16 protein-coding genes and 1 tRNA gene are annotated in these 18,196 nt (G+C 69.1%); 5 read left to right on the top strand and 12 right to left on the bottom strand.

What is annotated here, in order from left to right:
• Window positions 1-305: 305 nt before the first annotated feature.
• The gene (locus P6166_RS15430; RefSeq protein WP_277765331.1) at window positions 306-1,700 is read left to right on the top strand and encodes a GDSL-type esterase/lipase family protein; all 1,395 of its coding nucleotides are present in this window, start codon (window positions 306-308) and stop codon (window positions 1,698-1,700) included.
• Window positions 1,701-1,837: 137 nt separating this feature from the next.
• Here the strand turns inward: P6166_RS15430 and P6166_RS15425 are convergent.
• Window positions 1,838-1,922, bottom strand: a tRNA-Leu gene (locus tag P6166_RS15425).
• Between the two features lie 250 nt (window positions 1,923-2,172).
• Here P6166_RS15425 and rnr point away from each other — a divergent pair.
• The 4 genes from rnr (at window position 2,173) to P6166_RS15405 (ending at window position 8,976) form a co-directional block, all read left to right on the top strand.
• Window positions 2,173-4,563 (top strand): ribonuclease R, encoded by a 2,391-nt coding sequence (gene rnr, locus P6166_RS15420; RefSeq protein WP_277765330.1) that lies wholly within the window; start codon window positions 2,173-2,175, stop codon window positions 4,561-4,563.
• 10 nt (window positions 4,564-4,573) lie between these two features.
• Window positions 4,574-5,041: a GFA family protein gene (locus tag P6166_RS15415; RefSeq protein ID WP_277765326.1), complete on the top strand. Its 468-nt coding sequence runs from the start codon at window positions 4,574-4,576 to the stop codon at window positions 5,039-5,041.
• A gap of 90 nt (window positions 5,042-5,131) precedes the next feature.
• A complete protein-coding gene (gene rlmB / locus P6166_RS15410) occupies window positions 5,132-5,878 on the top strand; it encodes a 23S rRNA (guanosine(2251)-2'-O)-methyltransferase RlmB (protein ID WP_277765325.1) in 747 nt (248 codons plus the stop codon).
• 119 nt (window positions 5,879-5,997) lie between these two features.
• The gene (locus tag P6166_RS15405) at window positions 5,998-8,976 is read left to right on the top strand and encodes a ligand-binding sensor domain-containing diguanylate cyclase (RefSeq protein WP_277765329.1); all 2,979 of its coding nucleotides are present in this window, start codon (window positions 5,998-6,000) and stop codon (window positions 8,974-8,976) included.
• A 33-nt stretch (window positions 8,977-9,009) separates the two neighbouring features.
• Here P6166_RS15405 and rnt read toward each other — a convergent pair whose 3' ends face one another.
• The 11 genes from rnt to pstS (P6166_RS15350) form a co-directional block, all read right to left on the bottom strand.
• Complete coding sequence (rnt, locus tag P6166_RS15400; protein WP_277765324.1) at window positions 9,010-9,651, bottom strand: ribonuclease T; 642 nt, start codon at window positions 9,649-9,651, stop codon at window positions 9,010-9,012.
• 53 nt (window positions 9,652-9,704) lie between these two features.
• A complete protein-coding gene (locus tag P6166_RS15395; protein ID WP_277765323.1) occupies window positions 9,705-10,454 on the bottom strand; it encodes a putative DNA-binding domain-containing protein in 750 nt (249 codons plus the stop codon).
• The gene (locus tag P6166_RS15390; RefSeq protein WP_277765322.1) at window positions 10,451-11,308 is read right to left on the bottom strand and encodes a DUF692 domain-containing protein; all 858 of its coding nucleotides are present in this window, start codon (window positions 11,306-11,308) and stop codon (window positions 10,451-10,453) included. The genes P6166_RS15395 and P6166_RS15390 overlap by 4 nt, the downstream gene beginning before the upstream one ends.
• A complete protein-coding gene (locus P6166_RS15385) occupies window positions 11,295-11,645 on the bottom strand; it encodes a hypothetical protein (RefSeq protein ID WP_277765321.1) in 351 nt (116 codons plus the stop codon). The genes P6166_RS15390 and P6166_RS15385 overlap by 14 nt, the downstream gene beginning before the upstream one ends.
• Window positions 11,646-11,784: 139 nt before the next feature.
• Window positions 11,785-12,132 (bottom strand): RcnB family protein, encoded by a 348-nt coding sequence (locus tag P6166_RS15380; RefSeq protein WP_277765320.1) that lies wholly within the window; start codon window positions 12,130-12,132, stop codon window positions 11,785-11,787.
• Between the two features lie 98 nt (window positions 12,133-12,230).
• Window positions 12,231-12,941, bottom strand: coding sequence for a phosphate signaling complex protein PhoU (phoU, locus tag P6166_RS15375; RefSeq protein ID WP_130318027.1), 711 nt, complete (start codon window positions 12,939-12,941; stop codon window positions 12,231-12,233).
• A 45-nt stretch (window positions 12,942-12,986) separates the two neighbouring features.
• A complete protein-coding gene (pstB, locus tag P6166_RS15370) occupies window positions 12,987-13,817 on the bottom strand; it encodes a phosphate ABC transporter ATP-binding protein PstB (protein WP_277765319.1) in 831 nt (276 codons plus the stop codon).
• Between the two features lie 19 nt (window positions 13,818-13,836).
• Window positions 13,837-14,700 (bottom strand): phosphate ABC transporter permease PstA, encoded by an 864-nt coding sequence (gene pstA / locus P6166_RS15365; RefSeq protein ID WP_277765318.1) that lies wholly within the window; start codon window positions 14,698-14,700, stop codon window positions 13,837-13,839.
• The gene (gene pstC / locus P6166_RS15360; protein ID WP_277765317.1) at window positions 14,700-15,674 is read right to left on the bottom strand and encodes a phosphate ABC transporter permease subunit PstC; all 975 of its coding nucleotides are present in this window, start codon (window positions 15,672-15,674) and stop codon (window positions 14,700-14,702) included. Before pstC ends, pstA begins: the two co-directional genes overlap by 1 nt.
• A 112-nt stretch (window positions 15,675-15,786) precedes the next feature.
• On the bottom strand, window positions 15,787-16,884 hold the full coding sequence (pstS, locus tag P6166_RS15355) for a phosphate ABC transporter substrate-binding protein PstS (protein ID WP_277765316.1): 1,098 nt from the start codon (window positions 16,882-16,884) through the stop codon (window positions 15,787-15,789).
• A gap of 261 nt (window positions 16,885-17,145) precedes the next feature.
• Window positions 17,146-18,162 (bottom strand): phosphate ABC transporter substrate-binding protein PstS, encoded by a 1,017-nt coding sequence (gene pstS, locus P6166_RS15350; protein WP_277765315.1) that lies wholly within the window; start codon window positions 18,160-18,162, stop codon window positions 17,146-17,148.
• Between the last annotated feature and the right edge of the window lie 34 nt (window positions 18,163-18,196).

The following is an 18,196-nucleotide window of genomic DNA, read 5'->3' as shown; positions in this document are numbered from 1 at the left end:
GGAGAGGACTCGAACCTCCACGGTTTTACCCGCTAGTACCTGAAACTAGTGCGTCTACCAATTCCGCCACCTGGGCATTTCAGGAAGCGAATTTTGTCCTGAGCTAAGTGCACTGTCAAGACAGCGTCACGAAAAAAAACTCGGCCGCTTGTCGCGTGCCGAGGGCGGCGCGGACAATCGCGAGGCATCCCGAAGGAAAGGTCCAGATGACGTTGCCCCACGCCGCGTTGCGCGCCGGCCTGTTGTCACTCGCGCTGTTGTTCTTGCCGCTCACCGGCCTGGCCGCCGACGTGCCCGCTTCGGCCATGCCCACTGATCGCCTGGACCAGCCGTGGTGGGCGGCGCGCCACGCGCAGCTGCTTGCGCAGGTCCAGGCCAGCCCGCGGGCGCCGCTGCTGCTGATCGGCGATTCCATGACCCACAACTACGAGAAGGCCCAGGCGCCGGACGAGGATTTCCTGCCGACGTGGGAGACGTTCTACGGTGCGCGCGGGGCGATCAACCTGGGCTTCAGCGGCGATGGCACCCAGCATGTGCTGTGGCGGCTGGAGCACGGCGAGGTCGATGGGCTGCAGCCGAAGGTGGCGGTGCTGCTGATCGGCACCAACAACACCGGCTGGCTCCAGCAGGGCGCGCTCGATACCCAGCTGGGCATCGATGCGGTGGTGGCCAAGCTCGAGCAGAAGCTGCCTGACACACGCATCCTGCTACTGGGCCTGCTGCCCAGCGACATCTCCGCGGAGAAAACGCGCGCCGATGCGGCGGTCAACCGCTACCTGGCCGAGCGCTACGCGGACAATCCGCGCGTGACCTTCCTCGACATCGGCGCGATTTTCCAGCGGGACGGCAAGCTGGACACCACGCGCTTCTACGACACCCGCTTCAGCCCGCCGGCCGGCGCATTGCATCCGGACACGATCGGCCAGCGGATGATGGCCGAGGCCATCGAGCCGACGCTGGCGCGCATGCTCGGCGAACCGACGCGCGTGCCCATGGCGCAGCTCGGCACCGCGTTCAACCCGGCGCTGATCCCGGTGCCATGGCTGGAGCAGGATTCGTACGACTGGTTCGCGCGTCATCGCGGCGCGCTCGCCGCGGCGCGCACCCTGCACCCGGAGGTGGTGATGATCGGCGATTCGATCACCCATTTCTGGAGTGGCGAACCGCGCGGCGTGCGCGCCAGCGGGCCGGAATCGTGGCGGTGGCTCTACGGCGAGCGCCCGGTGCTCAACCTCGGCTTCGGCTGGGACCGCACGCAGAACGTGCTGTGGCGCATCCGGCAGGGCGAACTGGACGGCCTGGACCCGCGCTGGGTGGTGGTCAACATCGGCACCAACAACCTGACCGGCACCGAGCATGCGCGCGCCAGCACGCCGGCAGAAGTGGCTGCTGGCGTGGAAGAGGTGGTGGCGCAGGTGCGCACGCGCCTGCCGCGCGCCAAGGTGGTGCTGATGGGCATCTTCCCGCGCGGCCGGCATGCGGGCGACGCCTTGCGCAAGCCAATCGAGGAAACCAACCGCCTGCTCGCCGCCCGTTTCGGCAAGGATCCGAATATCCGTTTCATGGATATCGGCAGCCGTTTCCTGCAAAAGGACGGCACCCTGCCGGAGGCGCTGTTCCCGGACACCACCCACCCGAGCGAGGCCGGTTACCGCATCTGGGCGCAATCGCTAAGAGAGGTGGGCATAACAGCGCCCTGACCCTCAGCCGGCAAGTCACTCGATGGAGAACAGCCCCCTTTGTTAAGGGGGCGCGCCGAAGGCGCGGGGATAGGAAGCCACGAGGCCCGGCACCGGACATAAAAAAAACACCGCCGAAGCGGTGTTTTTTTTATGTCTGGTGCCCAGGAGAGGACTCGAACCTCCACGGTTTTACCCGCTAGTACCTGAAACTAGTGCGTCTACCAATTCCGCCACCTGGGCAGGTGAGCCGCGTATTGTGGTGATGAGGCGGAGGGCTGTCAACGGTTTTGTGCGGAATCCGTATATCACTTGAGCATGACACCGGATTGATGGGTCAGGGCGCTACCATTCCTGAATGAAAAAGAAGAACGCCAGGGATGCCGGCCAGGCCCCAAGCTCCCCCGCGCGCAAATCCGCGCCGGGCAAGTCGAACCCGCAGGGCAACGCCGGCAAGGGGGGCAAATCGGGTAAGGCGAAGCTGCCGCCCTGGATGCCGGAGTCGCTGAGCGCGCCGTCCCAAGGCGCCCGCAAGACAGGCAAGGCCGGCAAGTCCGGCAAGTCAGCGCCAGGGCCCGCGGCGCCGGCGGGCGAGGGCCGGCGCGGTCGCCGCGTCCCGCCGCCGCAGGTCGAACGCGTGCCGATGTCCGGCGGCGCGGCATCCTCCTTCCAGGACCCCCATGCCGCCCGCGAGGCCGAGCGCTACGCCGAGCCCATCGCCAGCCGCGAGGCCATCCTGCAGCTGCTCGAGCAATGCGATGGCCCGCAGACCGCCGAGGAGATCGCCGAGCGCCTGGGCCTGTCGCATCGCATCGATGCGCTGGGCAAGCGCCTCGCCGCGATGGTGCGCGAGGCGCAGCTGGTGCAGAACCGCCGCGGCGGCTATGCGCCGGTGAAGCACACCAACCTGATTGCCGGCGTGGTGATCGCCAACCCGGACGGCTTCGGCTTCCTGCGCCCGGACGAGGGCGGCGATGACCTGTTCCTGCCGCCGTTCGAGATGCGCAAGGTGATGCACGGCGACCGCGCGCTGGCCAACGTCACCGGCATCGACCGCCGCGGCCGCCGCGAGGGCAGCATCGCCCGCGTGCTGGAACGCCGCGTCACCCGGCTGATCGGGCGCTTCTTCTACGAACTCGGCATCGCCTACGTCGATCCGGACGACAAGCGCATCCAGCGCAACCTGCAAATTCCCGCCGACCAGACTGGCGGCGCGCGCGAGGGCCAGCTGGTGGTATGCGAGATGATCGCCCCGCCGGATGGTCGCCGCCCGGCAATCGGCAAGATCATCGCGGTGCTGGGCGACAAGCTCACCCCGTCGCTGGTGGTGGAGACCGCCATCCACGGCCACGACCTGCCGCACGAGTTCCCGCAGGAAGTGCTGGACGAAGCCGCCGCGGTGCCGCTGGTGGTCGAGCCTTCGATGATCGGCGGTCGCGTCGACCTGCGTTCCACCCCGCTGGTCACCATCGACGGCGAGGACGCCAAGGACTTCGACGACGCGGTCTACTGCGAGCCCACCCGCGATGGCTTCCGCCTCGTGGTCGCCATTGCCGACGTCTCGCACTACGTGCGCCCCGGCACGCCGCTGGACGACGAGGCGCAAAAGCGCGCCACCTCGGTGTACTTCCCCGGTTTCGTGGTGCCGATGCTGCCGGAGACGCTCTCCAACGGCATCTGCTCGCTCAATCCCAAGGTCGACCGCATGTGCTTCGTCTGCGACATGCAGGTGGACCGCGCGGGTGAGGTGACGTCCTCGCGCTTCTACGAGGCGGTGATGAACTCGCACGCGCGCCTGACCTACACCCAGGTCTGGAAGGCGGTGGGCGAGGACGATGCCGACGCCAAGGCGCAGGTCGGCGCGCTCCTGCCGCAGGTGCAGCAGCTGTTCCAGCTCTACCACGTGCTGGCGAAGGCGCGTACGCAGCGTGGGGCGATCGAGTTCGAATCCTCCGAGGTGCGCTTCGTGCTGGACAACCGCGGCGAGGTCACCCAGGCGGGCATGCTGGTGCGCAACGACGCGCACAAGCTCATCGAGGAATGCATGATCGCGGCCAACGTGCAGGCCGCGCGCTACCTCATCGCCCACCACATCCCGGCGCCGTTCCGCATCCACGAGCGCCCGCCGGAGCACAAGTACGAAGACCTGCTGGAATTCCTCAAGGAGTTCAAGCTCAGCCTGCCGCCGTGGAGCAAGGTCAAGCCGGGCGATTACACCAAGCTGCTGAAGAAGGTGCGCGAGCGCCCGGATTCGGCGCTGCTCGAATCGGTGTTGCTGCGCAGCCAGAGCCTGGCGGTGTATTCGCCGGACAACCAGGGCCACTTCGGCCTGGCGCTGGATGCGTATGCACACTTCACCTCGCCGATCCGCCGGTACCCGGACCTGCTGGTGCATCGCGCGATCAAGTACGCGCTGACCGGCGGGCGCGCCGACAAGTACCTCTACTCCGCCCGCGAGATGGCGGCGCTGGCGCTGCAGTGCTCCGAGCGCGAGCGCCGCGCCGACGAGGCCGAGCGCGAAGTGGACGAGCGCTACCGCGCGGCCTGGATGGAAAAACACGTCGGCGGCCAGTTCGATGGCGTGATCAGCGGCGTGACCAGCTTCGGCCTGTTCGTGGAGCTGGACGAGTCCAAGGTCAACGGCCTGGTCCACGTCACCCAGCTGCCGCAGGACTATTACCACTTCGACCCGATCCGCAAGACGCTCTCGGGCGAGCGCCGCGGCCTGGAATTCCGGCTCGGCGACCGCGTGCGCGTGCTGGTGCTGAAGGCCAGCATGGAAGAGCGCAAGATCGATTTCCGCCTGGTGGAAGCCAAGGACGCCGAACCGGCGCCGCCGCCGCCGCGCGGGCAACCGGCCAAGCGCAAGAAGCAGCCTTACTGAGGGCGATGCCATGGGCCGGTACAGTGGTGGATGCCAGTGCGGCGCGGTGCGCTTCCGGGTCGAAGGCGACCTGGAAGCGTCGATCTGCCACTGCCGGATGTGCCAGAAAGCCTTCGGCGCGTATTACGCGCCATTGGTGTCGGTGCGTGGCGCGGATTTCGCCTGGACCCGCGGCGCGCCGCGCCACTTCGCGTCCTCCAACCTGGTGCGGCGCGGCTTCTGCGGCGATTGCGGCACCCCGCTGCCCTACGAGGCGCCGGATGGCATGGCGGTGGCGCACGGCGCATTCGATGAGCCGGCCGCCATCGCGCCGCGCCTGCAGTTCGGGCTGGAGGCGCGGCTGCCCTTCGTCGAGGGCCTGGCCGCCTTGCCGGGAACCCGCACCGAGCAAGACGTCCAGGCCACCCCCTTCCTGGCCGCGCTGGTGTCCTGCCAGCACCCGGATCACGACACCGTCCGCTGGCCGCCGGCCGGGTAGGGCGGGGCCCTACGACCACGCGGGCCGTGCCAGCACCGGCCATAACCCCTACCATTGGCTTCTTTCGGCCATCCCCCGCCCCCCGTCCGCATGAGCAAGCAGAACCAATGGATCGTCGGCGTCAACGCCGTCGCGTCCTCGATCGAGAATGACGCCGACCACGTGCGCGAGGTGTTGGTCGAGGCCGGCAGCAAGAATCCGCGCCTGCAGGAAATCGAAGAGAACGCCCGCCGCAAGGGTATCGACGTGCGCCGCGTCAGCGGGCAGGCGCTCGACGGCGTCGGCGGCCAGGTGCGCCACCAGGGCGTGGCCGCGCGCTATGCCGCCGCCCAGACCTGGGCCGAGAGCGAGCTGCCGGGCCTGGTCGAGGCGGCCGAGGGCAAGGCGCTGCTGCTGGTGCTCGATGGGGTGCAGGACCCGCACAATCTCGGTGCGTGCCTGCGCAGCGCGGCCGCCGCCGGTGTTACCGCGGTGGTGATTCCCAAGGACAAATCGGCCACGGTCAACGCGACCGTGCGCAAGACTTCCGCGGGTGCCGCCGACCGTATCCCGGTGGTGGCGGTCACCAACCTGTCGCGCTGCCTGCGCGAGATCCAGAAGCTGGGCGTGTGGATTTACGGCCTGGCAGGCGAAGCCGAGGCTTCCCTGTACTCGCTGGACCTGCGCGGCAACGTCGCGCTGGTACTGGGGGGCGAGGCCGATGGCCTGCGCCGCCTGACCCGCGAGCATTGCGATGGCCTGGTGCGCATCCCGATGCCGGGCGAGATCGAAAGCCTCAACGTGTCGGTGGCGGCGGGCGTGACCCTGTTCGAGGCGGTGCGCCAGCGGCAGGGGTGAGCCTGGCGGGCCCCGCTGCGGCGCAGTGGCCCGGTTCTTGCCTCCTCCGTCTCGAGAACCTTTCCCGTCCCTCCATGTCCTCGCTCCGCCTGCGGCGAATCCCATTGTCCCGTCCCACCATGGTCCGGCCGTGGCAGGGCGGCCTTTGGCTGCTGCTGGCCGCGCTCCTGGGGCTGTGCGCAGGGCGGGCGCCGGCGGCCAACCCCGGCACGCCGCCGCTGCGCGATTACGCCATCGACGTATGGACCTCGCGCGAGGGCCTGCCGCACAACTCCATCCGCGCCATCGCGCAGACGGCCGAGGGCCACCTGTGGTTCGCCACCTGGGAAGGGCTGGTGCGCTACAACGGCCTGGACTTCACCGTGTTCGACCGCGGCACCCGCCCGGGGCTGCTCGACAACGGCGTGGGCACGTTGTTCATCGATAACCAGGGCCATCTGTGGCTGAGTGATTCGCGTGGCGACGTCGGCCGCTTCGACCCCGCCAGCAACGCCTGGCGGTGGTGGCCGCACCAAGACCCGGCGCCGCAGGTGATCATCCAGGGCATGCAGGCCGACAGCCAGGGCCGGCTGTGGCTGCTGTTCGAGGGCAACGGCCTGGGCTACCTGGGCACCGACGGCAAGATGGTCTACCAGCCCTCGCCGCCGGACATGCCGCTGACGGTGAGCTACATGCGCCTGGCCGTGGATGCGCGCGACCGCGTGTGGGTCGGCACCTTCGACGGCCTGGTCTATCGCGACACCGACGGCAGCTTCCATCGCGCCCCGGCCGGCTTCCACCTGCCGCCCGGGCTGGCCTGGCCGTACATGGCGCCGGATGGCGCGCTGTGGTTCGCCGCCGGCGACGGGCTGTACCGGCTGGAAGACGGCGAGGCGGTGCTCAAGCATCGCGTGCCCGGCCAGGGCCACCTCACCGCGCTGCTGCAGGACCGGCGCGGCGAATTGTGGGTGGGCACGGAGAACAACGGCCTGTTCCGCATCGGCCGCCGGGGCGTGGAGCGCTTCCCGCCGAGCGTGTCGATTCCCGGCGGTCGCATCAGCAGCTTGTTCGAGGATGCGGAGGGCAGCATCTGGGTCGGTGCCAATGCCGGCCTGTTCCGCCTGCGCGAGACGCTGATCGCCAACGTCACCCGGCGCGATGGCCTGAGCGGCGATTACACCCGCAGCGTGCTGGAAGACCGGCTTGGGCGGCTGTGGGTGGGCAGTTCGACCGGGCTGGACGTGGTCGAGCTGGACGGCCACATCCGCCACTACCCGCTGCCGGAAAGCAATGGCCGCGCGCCGGCGGTGCTGAGCCTGGCCGAGGACCGCGAGGGCCGCCTGTGGGTGGGCACCTACGGCGACGGCGTCTACCGCATCGACGGCGCGAACCTGCGCCACTTCGGCTTCGGCGACAACCTGCCGGCCGGCAACATCCGCGCCATCACCGTGGACGAGGACGGCACCGTCTGGCTGGGTACCCAGCACGGCGTGGTGGCCATGGCGCGCGACCAACCGCGCCTGGTGCGCACGCCCGGCGTGCCCACCGGGCTTATCACCGCCCTGGCCAGCAGCCGCGGCGCGCTGTGGATCGGCACCATTCAGGGCGCCTACCTGCTGCGCGACGACGGGCAGGTGGCGCATCCGGACCTGGAAGCGCTGGGCGGTGCGCGCACCGTGTTCGGCTTCCACCGCGCGGGCGCGGACATGTGGATCAGCAGCGACCGCGGCTTGTACCGCTACCGCGACGGCCAGCTGGCGCGCGTCGGCCTGGAGCAGGGCATGCCGGTCGATGCGGTGTTCCAGATGGTGGCCGACCACGACAACAACGTGTGGATCAGCAGCAACCGCGGGCTGATGCGCACGCAGATGGCCACGCTCAACGCCGTGGCCAAGGGCCGCGAGCGCCGGATCGCCGTGGAGCATTTCAACGAAATGGATGGCATGGCGAATTCCCAGGGCAACGGCAGCTCCGCGCCGTCCGCGCTGGTGCGCCGCGACGGCACGGTGTGGGTCGCCACCGCCGGGGGCCTGGCCACGCTCGACCCGGTGCGCCTGGATGCCTTGCGCGAGCGCACGCCGCCACCGCCGGTGATCGAAAGCGTGCAGGTCGACGGCCAGCCGCAGGGCTGGCAAGAAGCGCCGCGGCTGCGCGTGCCCGGACGCAGCCGGGTGTCGGTGACGTATGTCGGCCTGAGCTACCTGCTGTCCGAGCGCATCGAGTACCGCACCCGCCTGGAAGGGCTGGACAGCGAATGGATCGAACGCGGGCGGCAGCGCAACGTGGAATTCATCGGCCTGGCGCCGGGCCAGTACATCCTGCACGTCTCCGCCCGCCACCCCGGCGGCCGCTGGAGCGAGCGCGAGGCGGTGCTGCGTTTCAGCATCGCGCCGCTGTGGTGGCAGCGCCACGACGTGCAGGCCATCGCCGCGCTAGCCCTGGTGCTGCTGCTGGTGGCGCTGTACCGCTTCGGCATCCAGCGCTACAAGCGGCGCAACGAGCGCCTGGCCGAACTGGTGCGCGAGCGCACCCAGGACCTGCAGCAGCAGGCCCAGCGCCTGCTGCTGGCCAACCAGGAAAAGAGCGAGCTGCTGACCCGCCTGCGCCTGCGCTCGGACGCCTTCGAGCGGCAGGCCCACGAGGACGCGCTGACCGGGCTGCCCAACCGCCGCCAGTTTGATGAGGCGTTGGCGCGCGATCTCAGCCGCGCGCGGCGCAGTGGGCGGTTGCTGTCGCTGGTGATCCTGGACATCGACCACTTCAAGCTGATCAACGACCGCCACTCGCACGCCACCGGCGATGCGGTGCTGCACGAGGTGGGCGCGCTGCTCACCGCCGCCTGCCGCGCCTCGGACCTGCCGGCGCGCCTGGGCGGTGAGGAATTCGCCATCCTGCTGAGCGACACGCCGGCCGAAGAGGCCGAGCGCGTGTGCGCGCGGATCCGCGAGCTGTTCCATGCGCGCTCGGACTGGGGCGGCATCGAGGGATTGCGGGTGACCTTCAGCGCCGGCGTGGCGGAGCTGCGCGAGGACGAGTCCGGCTCCTCGCTGCTGCAGCGTGCGGACCACGCGCTGTACGAGGCCAAGAGCGACGGGCGCGACCGGATTCGGATCGGCTGACGCGCCGGGCGGCGGTAGCCGCGTATGCGGCCCTTACGGCGTGGGGCTCGGCCAGGCGTTGGTGATCTTGCAGAACAGGCGCGCGGTCTGCTCGGTGTCGTAGACGGCGCTGTGCGCATCGGCCGCGTTCCAGTCCAGCCCGGCGGCCTGCGCGGCGCGCGCCAACACCGTCTGGCCATAGGCCACGCCGGCCAGGGTCACGGTGTCGAACACGCTGAAGGGGTGGAACGGGTTGCGCTTGTGGGACGTGCGCGCGACCGCCGCATTGAGGAAGTTCAAGTCGAAGTGCGCGTTGTGGCCCACCAGGATCGCGCGCTGGCAGCCGTGCTTCTTCACCGCCGCGCGCACCGGCGCGAACACGTGGTCCAGCGCGGCCTTCTCTTCCTTGGCGAAACGGAACGGATGGTCGAGCACGATGCCGGTCACTTCCAGCGATTTCGGGTCGATGTCCGTGCCCGGCGCCGGCACCACGTGCGCGCTGCTGGTCTCGCCGGGATACAGCAGGCCGTTGGCGTCCATCTCGATCGGCACGACGGCGATCTCCAGCAGCGCGTGCCGGTTCCAGTCGAAGCCGCCGGTTTCCACGTCCACCACCACCGGCAGGTAGCCCCGGAAGCGGCGCGACATCGGCGTGACGATGGGCGCGGCCCCGGTGCTTTCGACGTTCTCGTTCATCGCAATAGCCTAGCAGGTCGCCCGCGGGCCCAGTTTGCAGCGCCCGGCGCGATTCAGGTGCCGATACGCGTGCCGAGCACGCTGCCCTGGGCGTGCAAACGGCGCAGCAGCGCCTCGGCGTGCGCGAGCAACACCTCATCGCCCTCGGCGCCGGCCTCGCGTGCGAGGTGCCGCAGGCGCTGCCCGCCGGTGTCCGGCCCGGGTGCGTCCAGCCAGTGCAACAGGCGCGCGGTCCAGGCGCCGAGTTCGGCAAAGCGCACCTGGCCCTGCGCATCGCGCCGGGCCAATAGCCACACCGGTTCCTCCAGCGGCGCGGGAGGCGGGAGGGTGGGGCCGATTCGGTGCACTGGCCAGCGATAGCTTTCCAGCCGCAGCCAGGGCGAGCACACGGGGATGCCGGCGAGCAGGTCGCCTTGCGGGTCGTGGGCGGGCAGCGGCGTGTCGTCGATGCGCAGCGACTGCTCGGTCCATTCGTGGCGCGCCAGCTCCGCCAGCCAGGGCGCATGGCCGGGCAACGGATGGTGTTCGAGGAAGGACACGAATTCCGCCCCGAAGCGGGGGAACACCGGCGTGCGCGCGCGGTGGTCGCGGCAGAACGCGTCGCCCAGTGCGTCCCACGCATCGGGCGCGAGCGTGGCGCGGATCACCGGGAAGTTCGCCGCCAGCAACTGGCCGATGTTGCGGCGGAACAGCTGCCGATAGAGCGCGGCGGCTTCGGGGTCGAAGCCTTGCGGCGGCGCATGCGCGCCCGGATCGCGCAGGTACGCCGCGAACGCGTGCTGCTGGGCCTGCAAGGTGCTCACGCCGGCATCGCCGTCGCGGCATCGCGCACGGCACGGATGCGCGCCAATTCGTCCGCGAGCACCGCCAGCGGCGGGAGCTGGCTGTCGCGTTCGAGCAGGGTCGGGCGCGGGCCATGGCAGGCATAGGCATGCGCCAGCAGCGCCCAGACCGCCTCGTCCACCGGGCGGCCGTGCGTGTCGATCCGCAGGCCGCTTTCGTGCGTATCGTGCCCGGCCACGTGCAGGCAGGCGATGCGCGCGCTGGGCATCGCGGCGATGAACGCCCGCGCGTCCACGCCGACATTCAGCGCGTTCACCTGCACGTTGTTGACGTCCAGCAACAGGTCGCAGTCCGCCTCGGCCAGCACGGCCCGCACGAAGTCGGCCTCGGACATCGGCGAGGCGCCGGCCGGCGGCGTTGCGTAGCGCGAGACGTTCTCTATCGCGATGCGGCGCCCGAGCGCGTCCTGTGCCTGGCGGATGCGCGCGGCGACATGGCGCACCGCTTCCTCGCTATGCGGCAGCGGCAACAGTTCGTACAGCTGCGCACCGTCGTCGCACCAGCTCAGGTGTTCGCTGTACAGGGCCACCTCGTGCGCATCCAGAAAGCGCCGTGTTGCCGCAAGGAATTCGCGGTCCAGCGGCGCCACGCCACCCAGCGACAGCGACAGCCCGTGGCAGGTCAGCGGGACGCGACGCGAAAGGGTGCGCAGTTGCTCGGCCGCCAGGCCGCCGATGCCGACCCAGTTGTCAGGCGCGCATTCGAGGAAATCGAACGGGGCCGGATCGGCGGCGAGCAGCTCGGGCAGGAGCGCGCGGCGCAGGCCCAGGCCCACCGCCGCCCGCGCGGGAAGGCGTGGCTCAGAGGCTGGCACCGCATTTGCCTTCGCCGCACTTGCCCTCCATGCCCTTGTCGGCGGCGTTGCCGGTGTCGCGGTGCTTGTCGGCCGCCTCATGTGGCTTCTCGGCCTGCGGCATGTTCGCACCGCACTTGCCTTCGCTGTGGGCGTGTTCGGAACTGGCTTGCTGGCTGGTGGGCACCGGCGGCTCGGCCGGCGGCGGGGTGTTGGGCTTGCCGGTGGCCGGCGGCGTGCTGGCCGGGAGGGCGTAGCCCTGCGCCAGGTCGGTCATCGCGAAGGCGGGGGAGGCGAGCAGCGCGGTAGTGGCCAGGGTGGTGGCCAGCACGGCCGTTTTGCGGATCGGGGGATTCATGGGCGGAACCTGCCGGTGATTTTCGGGGAGCTTAGCGCGTTCGATTCGCGCGAGAACCGCATGGCGGTCCTCACGAACCCATCCCCAACAAAAAGGCCCTGCAAGAAGCAGGGCCTCGAAGCCATCAAAGGCAGGAGAATCAGTGGCTGGCCAGGATCACGCTGGTGATCAAGCCGGTGGCGACCGCGATCAGCACGTAACGGTCGTCCACGCGGCGCCACTCGTGGCCGCGCGGCGGCGCCTTCAGGCCGTGCTTGCGGTAGTCGCTCACGTAGACGCCGCGGTGGTCGTGCGGCAGGCGCTCGCCGCGGGCCCAGGCATGCGGCGGCGGGCCGTTATGGCGGCCGTTGTCGTGGTGACGATCGTCGTGGCGATCGTCATGGCGATGCGCGGGGCCGCGATCATCATGGTGCGGCGGATCGGCCAGCGCGGCACCCGTGCCCAGCAGCAGCGAAATACCCAGCAGCGGAACGATAAGACGCTTCATAGCTTTCTCCGGTCGAGCGGGGGATGTGGGGTCCCGCCGTGGAGTCCACCCTATTCAGGCGAACCTGAATAGGGCATCAAAGCCGCGTGCAGGCGGCGTCAGGGCGTCACCGTGGTGCTGGTGTCGTCGCGCTTCTCGCGCGGCGGCAACGGCTGCTCGCCGTGGATCAGGAACCACACGTTCTCGGCGATGTTGGTCGCGTGGTCGCCGATGCGCTCCAGGTTCTTGGCCATGAACAGCAGGTGCGTGCACGGGGTGATGTTGCGCGGGTCTTCCATCATGTACGTCAGCAGCTCGCGGAAGAACGCGGTGTATTGCGCATCCAGTCGCGCGTCGGCATCGCGCACGCGCACCGCCGCCTCGCCGTCGTTGTCGCGGTAGGCGTGCAGCGCGTCGCGGACCTGGTCGGCCGCCAACCGGCCGAGCGCGCGCAGGCCCACGGTCTGCGGCAGCGGCGGCACCGCGTTCAGCGCGATGGAGCGCTTGGCCACGTTCGCCGCGTAGTCGCCGATGCGTTCGATGTCGGCGGGGATGCGCAGGCCCGCGAGGATCTCCCGCAGGTCGCGCGCCATCGGGCCACGCAGCGCCAGGCGCATCACGTCATGGCTGATCGCATGTTCCAGGCTGTCGATGGCCTCGTCGTTGGCGATGATGCGGTGCGCGGCGTTGTCGTCGCGGCGCTCCACCACGTCCAGCGCGGCCTCCAGCTGCGCCACGGCGGTTTCGCCCATGCGCACGATCTCGGCGACCAGCCGGTGCTGCTCTTCGTCGTAGCTCTTCACGATGTGTTCGTTGGGTAGGGTGTTCATGGGTGTCCCGGGCGGCGATGACGGGGAAGGCGAGAGGCGCCGGCCTCAGCCGAACCTGCCGGTGATGTAGTCCTCGGTCTGCTGCTTCGAGGGCTGCTGGAAGATGGTTTCGGTGCGGTCGTGCTCGATGAGGTCGCCCAGGTACATGAAGGCGGTGTAGTCGGAGACGCGCGCGGCCTGCTGCATGTTGTGGGTCACGATGACGATCGTGTATTCGCGCTTGAGCTCCTCGACCAGCTGCTCGATGCGGCTGGTGGAGATCGGGTCCAGCGCCGAGGTCGGCTCGTCGAGCAGCAGCACGCTCGGGCGCAACGCCACCGCGCGCGCGATGCACAGGCGCTGCTGCTGGCCGCCGGACAGGCCCAGCGCGCTCTGGTTGAGCTTGTTCTTCACCTCGTCCCACAGCGCGCCCTGGCGCAGCGCCTGCTCCACGCGGTCATTCATTTCCGACTTGGAGAGCTTCTCGTGGTGGCGGATGCCGTAAGCCACGTTCTCGAAGATCGTCATCGGGAACGGCACCGGCTTCTGGAACACCATGCCCACCTTCGAGCGCAGGCGGTTCATCGGGTACTTCGGGGAGAGGATGTTCTCGTCGTCCAGCAGCACCTCGCCCCGCGCTTCCAGCTTCGGGTACAGCGCGTAGATGCGGTTGAAGATGCGCAGCAACGTGGACTTGCCGCAGCCGGAAGGGCCGATCAACGCGGTGACGCGCTTTTCCGGGATTTCCAGGTTGATGTTCTTCAGCGCGTGGAACTTGTCGTAGTAGAAGTCCAGGTTGCGCGCGGCCAGCTTGACCGGGGCCGGCGCGAGCGCGGCCTCGCCCGAAGCCGGGACGGCGATGCGCTGCATCGGCGCGGCGTTGTTGAGGTCGTTCATGGCAAGGTTCCGGGAAAGGTCAGTCATGGGTGATCTTGTTGCGCAGGAGCAGGGCGCGGGCGCCGAGGCTGACGAGCAGCACGAACACGGTCAGCACCAGCGCGCCGGCCCAGGCCAGCACCTGCCACGATTCGTACGGGCTGCCGGCGAACTGGTTCATCACCACCGGCACGCTCGCCATCGGGCGGAACACGTTGCTGTTCCAGTACTGGTTGCCGAAGGCGGTGAACAACAGCGGGGCGGTCTCGCCGCTGATGCGCGCCAGCGCCAGCAGGATGCCGGTGACGATGCCGGCCGAAGCGCTGCGGTACAGCACCTGGACGATCACCTTCCACTGCGGGATGCCCAGCGACAACGCGGCTTCGCGCATCTGCGAAGGCACCAGCCGCAGCATCTCGTCGGTGGTGCGCACCACCACCGGCAGCACGATGAAGGCCAGCGCCAGCGCGCCGGCGAAGGCGGAGAACTGCCCACCGGTCTGCATCACGTACAGCGTGTAGACGAACAGGCCCAGCACGATCGACGGCGCCGAGAGCAGGATGTCGTTGACGAAGCGCACCACCGTGCCGGTCTTGCGCGCATTGCCGTACTCGGCCAGCCAGGTGCCGGCGGCCACGCCCAGCGGCGTGCCGATGGCGATGGCCAGCGCGCACATCACCGCGCTGCCGAAGAAGGCGTTGAGCAAGCCGCCCTCGGCCATGGGCGCGGGGGTCATCTTGGTGAAAAGATCGAGGTTGACGCCGGCCAGGCCCTTGGCCGCCAGCGTCCACAGGATCCAGCCGAGGAAGAACAGGCCGAACAACGCCGTGGCGCACGAGACCGCCAGCGCGACGACGTTGACGACGCGGCGGCGCAGGTACAGCCGATCTGAGACGGCGGACATCAGTTGCCTTCCTTGCGCGACAGGCGCAGCAGCATGAAGCGGGCGATCGCCAGCACGATGAAGGTGACGATGAACAGCACGAAGCCGAGCAGCAGCAATGCCGAGCGGTAGGTTTCGGTGGCTTCGCCGAAATCGTTGGCGATCAGCGCGGCGATGGTGGTGCCCGGCTCCAGCAGCGAGGGCGACAGGCGCACGGTGTTGCCGATCACGAAGGCCACCGCCATGGTCTCGCCGAGCGCGCGGCCCAGGCCGAGGAACACGCCGCCGATCACCGCCGAGCGCGTGTAGGGCAGCACGATGTCCCAGCTCACTTCCCACTTGGTCGAACCCAGCGCGTAGGCCGACTCCTTCAGGCGCGTCGGCACGGTGAGGAACACCTCGCGCATCACCGAGGAAATGAAGGGAATGACCATGATCGCCAGCACGAAGCCGGCGGTCAGCGTGCCGATGCCCAGCGGCGGACCCTGGAACAGGATGCCGATGCCCGGCAGCGTGCCGAGGTGGTCGTTCATCCAGGGCGTGACGTATTCGGTCATCACCGGTACCAGCACGAACAGGCCCCACATGCCGTAGATGATCGACGGGATGCCGGCCAGCAGTTCGATGGCCGTGCCGATGGGCCCGCGCAGCCAGCGCGGCGCCACCTCGGTGAGGAAGAAAGCGATGCCGAAGCTCACCGGCACCGAGACCAACATCGCGATCAACGCGGTGACCAGCGTGCCGTAGATCGGCGCCAGCGCGCCGAACTTGTTCTCGACCGGGTTCCAGTCGGCCGAGTAGAAGAAGCTCAGGCCCTGCTCCTGCAGGGCGTGGCGGCCGCCCCACAGCATGGACAGCGCCGCACTGGCCAGGGCGACCAGCACGAAGATGACCGTGGCGGTGAGGACCAGCCGGAAGAAGCGGTCGGCGCGCGCGTCGCGCAGGTCGCGCCCGAGGGGCGCGGTCATCGCTTCAGGGATAACAGTGGCATTCATGGGTGGGGGCTCGGCGTGGCCGGCGAAGGCGCACAGGAGGGGAATGCGAAAGGCCGGCCAGGCCGGCTACGGGCGTGGCGCCTGCCGGCAGAGCCGGCAGGCGCACCGGGCATCACTTGAACTCGCTGCCCCAATAGGCCTCGATCTGCTTCACCAATTCCGGCGGCAGCGGCACGTAGTGCAGTTCGTTCGCCTGCGCCTGGCCGTTCTCGAAGGCCCACTTGAAGAACGCCAGCGTCGCCTTGCTGCGCGCGGCGTCCTTGGGCTGCTTGTGCATCAACATGAAGTTGGTGGCGGTGATCGGCCACGCCTGGTCGCCCGGCGCGTTGGTGATCACCAGGTTGAAGTCCTTGGCGTTGGCCCAGTCCGCGCTGGCGGCCGCCGCGGCGAAGGTCTCCGCGCCCGGCTGCACCCAGTGGCCGGCCGCGTTCTGCAGCGAGGCATACGGCATGTTGTTCTGCAGCGCGTAGGCCAGTTCGACGTAGCCGATGGAGCCCTTGATCTGCTGCACGTAGGAGGCCACGCCCTCGTTGCCCTTGCCGCCCACGCCACCGGGCCACTGCACGGTGGTGCCTTCGCCGACCTGGTCCTTCCAGGACTGGCTGACCTTGGACAGGTAGTTGGAGAAGTTGAAGGTGGTGCCCGAGCCGTCCGAGCGGTGGACGATGTTGATCTTGCCGCTCGGCAGCTTCACGCCCGGATTGGCGGCGACGATCGCCGGATCGCTCCAGGTGGTGACCTTGCCCAGGAAGATATCGGCCAGCAAGGGGCCGGTCAGGCGCAGCTGCCCGGCGGTGACGCCTTCCAGGTTGACCACCGGCACCACGCCGCCGATGGCGGACGGGAACTGGCCCAGGCCGGCCTGCGCCAGTTCGGCCGAATCCAGCGGCTTGTCGGAAGAGCCGAAATCGACGGTGCCGGCCTTGATCTGCGCGATGCCGCCGCCGGAGCCGATGGACTGGTAGTTGACCTTGTTGCCGGTGGCGCCGTTGTAGTCGGCCGACCACTTGGAGATCAGCGGGTAGATGAAGGAGGCGCCCGCGCCGGAAATCTCGGCGGTCTTCGCATCGCCCGCGGCCGGGGCCGCGGCGCCCGGCGCGGACTGGCCGGCATCGGCGGCGGGCTGGGATTCGTTGCCCGGCTTGCAGGCCGCCAGGCCCAGGGCGATGGAAAGGGACAGGGCGGCGAGGGCTGCCTTCTGCAGTTTCATGCGAACTCCATAACGGGTGCCAGCGGGGGCTGGCGGTCGACGCTATGAAATGATGTTTTTGTTACAGCGGGATGACATCGGGCCGGGTGCCTGTCCGTCGCCCATTCCCGCGGCGCTGCGCGAAGGCGCGGGCAGGCCGGAAAGGGCGGTCCCCACTGGCCTTCGAAGCCTGCGCAAAAGAAAAGCGCGAACCTTGCGGTCCGCGCTTTTCCGGGTCGAACCGGCGGGAGAGAAGCGCCGGATCTTCCGTGCCTGGAAGGCTTACTTCATGTTCGCGGCCCAGTAGGCCTCGATCTGCTGCACCAGCGAGTCCGGCAGCGGCACGTAGTCCAGCTGCTGCGCCTGCGGGGCGCCGTTGTGGAAGGACCACTTGAAGAAATCCAGCGCGGCCTTCGAGGACGCCGGCTTCTTGGCCTTCTTGTACATGATCGCCCAGGTGGTGGCGGTGATCGGCCACGCTTCGGCGCCCGGGGCGTTGGTCATGATCAGGTTGAAGTCCTTGGCCGACTTCCAGTCCGCGGTGGCGGCAGCGGCCGAGAAGGCCTTGTCGTCCGGCTGCACGAAGCGGCCCGAGGCGTTCTTCAGGCTGGCGTAGTTGAGCTTGTTCTGCAGGGCATAGGCGTACTCGACATAGCCCACGCCGCCGCGGATCTGCTTGACGTAGGCGGCCACGCCCTCGTTGCCCTTGCCGCCGATGCCGGCCGGCCACTGCACGCTGGTGCCTTCGCCCACGGCCGACTTCCACTCCGGGCTGACCTTGGAGAGGTAGTTGGTGAAGTTGAACGAGGTGCCCGAGCTGTCGGAACGATGCACGACGGTGATCTTGATGTCCGGCAGGGTCACGCCCGGGTTCAGCGCGGCGATGGCCGGGTCGTTCCACTTGGCGATCTTGCCCATGAAGATGCCGGCCAGGGTGGTGCCGTCCAGCTTCAGCGCGCCCGGGGCCACGCCCGGCACATTGAACACCGGCACGATGCCGCCGATGACGACCGGGAACTGGCCCAGGCCGAACTTGGCCAGCTCGGCGCCGGTCAGCGGCTTGTCCGAAGCGCCGAAGTCGACGGTGGCGGCCTGGATCTGCGCGATGCCGCCGCCCGAGCCGATGGACTGGTAGTTGACGCGCGTGCCGCTCTTCTCGGCATAGGCCGCCGACCACTTCGACAGCACGGGGTACACGAAGCTCGAGCCCGCACCGGTCACGTCGGTCGCATTCGCGGCAATGCTGAGCGAAGCCAGGGCCAGCGCGAGCGGCAGGCGGAACTTGGAGATGGAAGTCATGTTGGGGTTTCTCGATGGGAGACGGCGCCACACG

This window comes from Stenotrophomonas sp. HITSZ_GD (assembly GCF_029543105.1).
GTDB lineage: Bacteria > Pseudomonadota > Gammaproteobacteria > Xanthomonadales > Xanthomonadaceae > Stenotrophomonas_A.
This window is presented reverse-complemented; position numbering and strand designations above follow the sequence as displayed.

Coding starts and splice junctions, on each gene's coding strand:
- rlmB (WP_277765325.1), top strand. CDS start 5,132: ATGAGCAAGCAGAACCAATGGATCGTCGGCGTCAACGCCGTCGCGTCC.
- P6166_RS15385 (WP_277765321.1), bottom strand. CDS start 11,645: ATGAATCCCCCGATCCGCAAAACGGCCGTGCTGGCCACCACCCTGGCC.
- pstS (WP_277765316.1), bottom strand. CDS start 16,884: ATGAAACTGCAGAAGGCAGCCCTCGCCGCCCTGTCCCTTTCCATCGCC.
- phoU (WP_130318027.1), bottom strand. CDS start 12,941: ATGAACACCCTACCCAACGAACACATCGTGAAGAGCTACGACGAAGAG.
- P6166_RS15430 (WP_277765331.1), top strand. CDS start 306: ATGCCCACTGATCGCCTGGACCAGCCGTGGTGGGCGGCGCGCCACGCG.
- rnr (WP_277765330.1), top strand. CDS start 2,173: ATGCCGGAGTCGCTGAGCGCGCCGTCCCAAGGCGCCCGCAAGACAGGC.
- P6166_RS15380 (WP_277765320.1), bottom strand. CDS start 12,132: ATGAAGCGTCTTATCGTTCCGCTGCTGGGTATTTCGCTGCTGCTGGGC.
- pstA (WP_277765318.1), bottom strand. CDS start 14,700: ATGTCCGCCGTCTCAGATCGGCTGTACCTGCGCCGCCGCGTCGTCAAC.
- P6166_RS15415 (WP_277765326.1), top strand. CDS start 4,574: ATGGGCCGGTACAGTGGTGGATGCCAGTGCGGCGCGGTGCGCTTCCGG.
- rnt (WP_277765324.1), bottom strand. CDS start 9,651: ATGAACGAGAACGTCGAAAGCACCGGGGCCGCGCCCATCGTCACGCCG.
- pstB (WP_277765319.1), bottom strand. CDS start 13,817: ATGAACGACCTCAACAACGCCGCGCCGATGCAGCGCATCGCCGTCCCG.
- pstS (WP_277765315.1), bottom strand. CDS start 18,162: ATGACTTCCATCTCCAAGTTCCGCCTGCCGCTCGCGCTGGCCCTGGCT.
- pstC (WP_277765317.1), bottom strand. CDS start 15,674: ATGAATGCCACTGTTATCCCTGAAGCGATGACCGCGCCCCTCGGGCGC.
- P6166_RS15405 (WP_277765329.1), top strand. CDS start 5,998: ATGGTCCGGCCGTGGCAGGGCGGCCTTTGGCTGCTGCTGGCCGCGCTC.